The organism is Hoylesella timonensis 4401737 = DSM 22865 = JCM 15640 (assembly GCF_000455445.1).
In the GTDB taxonomy this organism is placed as follows: domain Bacteria; phylum Bacteroidota; class Bacteroidia; order Bacteroidales; family Bacteroidaceae; genus Prevotella; species Prevotella timonensis.
The window spans coordinates 24321-29730 of record NZ_HG417099.1 but is presented as its reverse complement, the minus strand read 5'-3'; the positions used below and the strand labels follow the sequence as shown (position 1 = coordinate 29730).

Sequence of the window (5410 nt, the reverse complement as noted above, 5' to 3'; positions counted from 1 at the left end):
TTACGAAACTATTGGCGAAGGCAATAGTATGTTAATGGTAGCTGTTAGTGGCACGGCTGTTGTCATATAGCACGGCTATATGGAAGTGATTGCCTTTCAATCGGAATATCATAAAGTGGCTATAACAATGGTTGTTAGCCACTTTATGTTTTGGTGTCCATGTGAACAGTGATAGTGACAGACTTCTTGCAAGGAATTGGAATGTAATTTCGGTACAGGTAGCTTAATGAGTTGCCACTTGTATCAGTTCGTCCCATTGCTGTGCAAAGGTCATCATGTCAGGATAAATCAAATCAGCTCCTTCTTCAAGTAACAACTCATTTGGAAGTGGTCCGCTGTTGATAGCCACCGTGAAGATTTGAGCTGCCACACCTGCCCGTACTCCCATGGGCGCATTTTCTACAACAATTCCTTCCCAAGGTTGAAATCCTCCTGTGAGTTCCAGTCCTTTCAAATACGGGTCTGGTGCAGGCTTGCCATGCCTAATACTATAGGCTGTCACGATATGTTCGGGCAGAACGAAGTCCTGAAAATCTTTTGCAACTCGATTGATGAGCGGTTTTTGTGCACTTCCTGTTACAACGCCAATGCGCATGCCACATTGTTTCATTTTGCGCATGATGGTAAGCACCCCTTCGAAGATAGGTGTTTGAGGCATCTCATGAAACAATCTACCCTTCTCATCGTACATTGCTTGCGCCTCTTTCTCGCTCATCTCACGGTTTTGCTGTTCACGAACTAACATTCGTATGGTGTCAATTCCTTTCATGCCTTCGGTTGCATATACATCTTTTTCCGTCATGTCAATGCCGAAAGATTGCATTGCTTTCTGCCATGCAACGACATGGTGTGGCATGGAGTTGTATAACACCCCGTCCATATCAAAAAGCACGACTTTGGGTGCGAATGTCCCAAAGCCATGCTTTTTTAGATAGTTATTTATTGTTTGTTGAAACATTTATCTTATTTCTCGTTTGCCAAACGCTCTTGGATAGCTTTGCTTTCAGCTTCGTATCCAGGTTTGTTGAGTAGAGCAAACATATTCTTCTTGTAAGCTTCTACCCCCGGTTGGTTAAAAGGATTAACGCTTAGCAGGTTGCCACTGATTCCGCAAGCAATTTCAAAGAAATAGATGAGCTGTCCAATGTAGTATTCATTCAGTTCGGGAACGCTAATTCGGAGGTTTGGAACACCACCGTCTACGTGTGCCAAACGTGTACCTAACTCCGCCATCTTGTTGACTTCGTCCACTCGTTTGCCTTCTAAGAAGTTCAATCCGTCAAGATTTTCCTCGTCCTTTGGGAACAACGTTTTGCGTTGAGGCTGCTCTATGCTGATGACAGTTTCAAAGATAGAGCGTTCACCCTCTTGTATCCACTGTCCCATGGAATGAAGATCTGTTGTGAAATCGCAGGCAGCAGGGAAGATGCCCTTGTGTTCTTTGCCTTCGCTCTCACCGTAGAGCTGTTTCCACCATTCTGCCATGAAGTGGAGCTTTGGTTGATAATTCACTACAATCTCTATTTTTTTGCCAGCATGACTGTACAAAGCGTTACGAACAGCTGCATATTGTGCGGCTATATTTTCTTGATAAGGAACGTCTTTGCCCGTTGCCTTTTCCATATCGGTTGCACCTTGTACTAATTCTTTGATGCTGAACCCTGCACACGCAATGGGTAACAAACCTACTGGAGTAAGGACAGAAAAACGTCCACCTACATTGTCGGGAATGATAAAACTCTTGTATCCCTCTTTGTCGGCACAAGTTCTTGCAGCTCCTTTCTTGGCGTCTGTAATGGCGACAATCACTTTTTTAGCCTCTTCTTTACCACGCTGTTCTTCACATTGTTTTTTCAGCAAGCGGAAGGTAAGGGCAGTTTCGGTAGTCGTACCCGACTTAGAAATATTGATAACTCCAAACTTTTTGTCTTTCAAATAATCGGTAAGTTCTGCTAAATAGTCTTCACCGATATTGTTTCCTGCAAAGAGAATGGTAGGATTTTTTTTGTCATTAACCAACCATGCAAACGAGTTATTCAAAGCCTCTATCACGGCACGAGCTCCTAAATAGCTACCACCAATACCTGCAACAACAAGCACTTCGCAATTTTCACGTAGTGTATTCGCACACGCTTGAATGTCGTTAAGAAAATCGGAAGTGATAGACGATGGCAGGTGAAGCCAACCTAAGAAATCGTTACCGGGGCAAGTGCCCTTCTCAAGCGCATCTTGAGCCTCTTTTACCTTTGATTCAAAGTCTTCCACTGTTCCTGGTTTCAAGAACTGGGTGGCTTTTGTAATGTCTAAACTAATACTTTTCATTTTCTATTATCTAAATGAATCTGTTAATAACTTAATCTCTATTTGCGGACTGATATGCTCATATAGAATATTATACACGGCATCCAAGATGGGCATGTTTACGTGCATGTGTTTATTGATTTCTTTCATGCACTTCGTTCCAAAATATCCCTCAGCAATCATCTCCATTTCTATTTGTGCACTCTTCACGGAGTATCCCTTGCCAATCATCGTACCAAACGTTCGATTGCGTGAAAAGTTTGAATAACAAGTCACTAACAAGTCGCCCAAATAGACGGAATCGTAAGGACTCCTTTCGATAGGGTGAACAGACATCAAAAATCTATTCATTTCTTGTACAGCGTTAGCAATCAAGACCGCCTGGAAGTTGTCGCCATATTTCAAACCGCTACAAATACCAGAAGCTATGGCGTACACGTTCTTCAAGACGGATGAATACTCTATCCCTAACACGTCGGTTGAAATCTTTGTCTTTATCACCTCGCTGGCAATCAGCTCTGCAAAAGCTTCTGCTTTCTCAATGTTGGAACATCCAATAGTAAGATACGACAACCGGTCTAAAGCCACTTCTTCGGCATGTGAAGGTCCTCCAATAACGGCAAGGTTTTCGTAAGGCACGTCATACACACGATGAAAGTACTCGGAGCATACCACATTTTCATCTGGCACAATACCCTTGATAGCGGTAATAATGAACTTGTCACGTAAACGAGTCTTGAGTTTCTTCAGATGATTCTTAAAGTATGGTGACGGAGTGACAAAGATGAGCGTATCGTAAGCCTCTGCAATTTTATTGATGTCTGATGAAAAGAAGATTTCCCTGACATTGAAATGAAGACTCGTGAGGTAAGCAGGATTGTGCTCCAGTCGTTTGAAATCGGCGATACGGTCGTCACGTCGCATATACCATCCAATGTGATGCGTATGCGATACAACAATCTTGGCTATAGCTGTTGCCCAACTACCGCCTCCAATGATTGCTATCTTACCACAGTTGTAATTCATTATTTTTCGTTCTTCATACTACATTGCCATTCGTTCTTCATTTTTCTTACCTCTATTATTCTGTATAAACAGGTGAAGGAACGTATGAATGGGGAGTGGGAAATTATGAATTCTTTTGGCTTCTGTCAATCCATTCTTGGAATTGCTCTACTTTAGGTTGCTCATAACCCAACTTATATTTCTTGTTGATTCCACAGACATTCATTTGCAAGGCTTGTGCTTTTACGTCTTTGATGTCTGAAATCAAATTGTATCCTGCTTTTCTAAAGACAGCAACCCACTGCTCGGGAACACCAATCTCCGCCCACTCTTCAATGGTACTTTGAGGTATCTTCTTTTCTGGTTTCATTTGTGGGAAGAGCAAAACCTCTTGTATAAACGTTTTTCCCGTCATGAGCATTACCAATCTGTCAATGCCAATACCAATACCAGAAGTAGGAGGCATACCATATTGTAGCGCACGCAAAAAGTCATGATCGATAATCATGGCTTCGTCGTCACCCTTGTCTGCCAATTTCATTTGCTCCTGAAAGCGTTCTTCTTGGTCGATAGGATCGTTTAATTCTGAATAAGCATTTGCCAATTCTTTACCATTTACCATCAATTCAAATCGTTCAGTGAGTCCCGGTTTGCTACGGTGCATTTTGGTAAGTGGCGACATTTCTACTGGATAGTCTGTGATAAAGGTGGGTTGAATATAAGTTCCTTCGCAAAATTCGCCAAAGATTTCATCAATCAGCTTGCCTTTTCCCATGCTATCGTCAATCTCCATGTTGAGCTTCTTGCAGATTTCTCTTATCTCGTTTTCATCCTTTCCGTTCAGGTCATAGCCCGTTTTCTCTTTGATAGCATCAAGGATAGGCAACCTTCGGTAAGGCGCCTTGAAGCTGACTAACTGTCCGTCAATCTCTTTTTCGGGACTACCGTTTACGGCAATACATACGGTTTCGAGCAATTTCTCTGTGAATTCCATCATCCAGTTGTAGTCCTTGTATTGTACATATAGCTCCATACAAGTAAATTCTGGGTTGTGGTTTCTATCCATTCCTTCGTTTCGGAAATTCTTGCCTATTTCGTACACACCCTCGAAACCGCCCACGATAAGACGTTTCAGGTATAGCTCCGTGGCAATTCGCATGTACATATCTATGTTCAATGCATTGAAATGCGTGGTAAAGGGGCGTGCACTGGCTCCTCCTGCTATCGATTGCAGCGTAGGGGTCTCTACCTCCGTATAGCCTGCATCGTCTAAGACCTTACGCATGGTACGCAGTACGGTGGCACGTTGTAAGAATGTATCCTTCACTCCATCATTCACTACCAAGTCAACATATCGTTGACGATAGCGCAATTCGGGGTCTTCAAATTTATCGTATGCTACACCGTCTTTGTATTTCACAATAGGGAGAGGCTTCAACGCCTTGCTGAGCAGGGTTAAACTTTGTGCATGTACAGAAATTTCGCCCGTTTGTGTCTTGAACACAAAGCCTTTGATGCCCACAAAATCACCAATGTCCATCAATCTCTTAAATACCACATTGTATAAGTCTTTGTTGTCATCGGGGCAAATGTCATCGCGAGTGATATACACCTGTATTCTGCCTTTCGAGTCTTGCAGCTCCATAAAACTTGCTTTTCCCATGATGCGGCGTGTCATCATGCGTCCAGCTATCACCACTTCTCGTTTCTCTTCGCCGTCCTGATATTGTTCTTTGATGTCAGTACTGAAAGCGTTGGTAGGAAACTCTGCAGCGGGGTAAGGGTCTATGCCCATGTTGCGCAACTCTTGAAGACTCTGTCTGCGACCAATCTCTTGTTCGCTCAATTCTAAAACGTTCATATATTGATTATAGCTATTTTTATATATGTAGGAATCATGCCCAACAATCACTCCAACGTTGATGGTAGAGTTTGCGTGGCATTACCCATTGATGCAAAAGTACGAAATAATTCTGAATGTGCCTATTATTTCATATTTTTTATAAATATGTGTAACATGAAAGAGGGCACCATTTAATTTGTAATTTGTCCTAAAAAATGACAAAAAAGCGGGTGTTTATTTTTTGCGAAATAGAAAAAAATA

General features: G+C 42.3%; 4 protein-coding genes. All 4 read right to left on the bottom strand.

The genetic code is table 11. The features are described from left to right. Positions 1-223: 223 nt before the first annotated feature. Positions 224-958 (bottom strand): HAD family hydrolase, encoded by a 735-nt coding sequence (locus BN35_RS10005; RefSeq protein ID WP_025073196.1) that lies wholly within the window; start codon positions 956-958, stop codon positions 224-226. A 5-nt stretch (positions 959-963) separates the two neighbouring features. Continuing rightward, on the bottom strand, positions 964-2322 hold the full coding sequence (locus BN35_RS10000; RefSeq protein ID WP_028901342.1) for a glucose-6-phosphate isomerase: 1359 nt from the start codon (positions 2320-2322) through the stop codon (positions 964-966). 6 nt (positions 2323-2328) lie between these two features. Further along, the gene (locus BN35_RS09995; RefSeq protein ID WP_025073195.1) at positions 2329-3327 is read right to left on the bottom strand and encodes an NAD(P)H-dependent glycerol-3-phosphate dehydrogenase; all 999 of its coding nucleotides are present in this window, start codon (positions 3325-3327) and stop codon (positions 2329-2331) included. A gap of 103 nt (positions 3328-3430) precedes the next feature. Then, positions 3431-5167, bottom strand: a complete 1737-nt coding sequence (gene lysS, locus BN35_RS09990) for a lysine--tRNA ligase (RefSeq protein ID WP_028901341.1) — start codon at positions 5165-5167, stop codon at positions 3431-3433. Between the last annotated feature and the right edge of the window lie 243 nt (positions 5168-5410).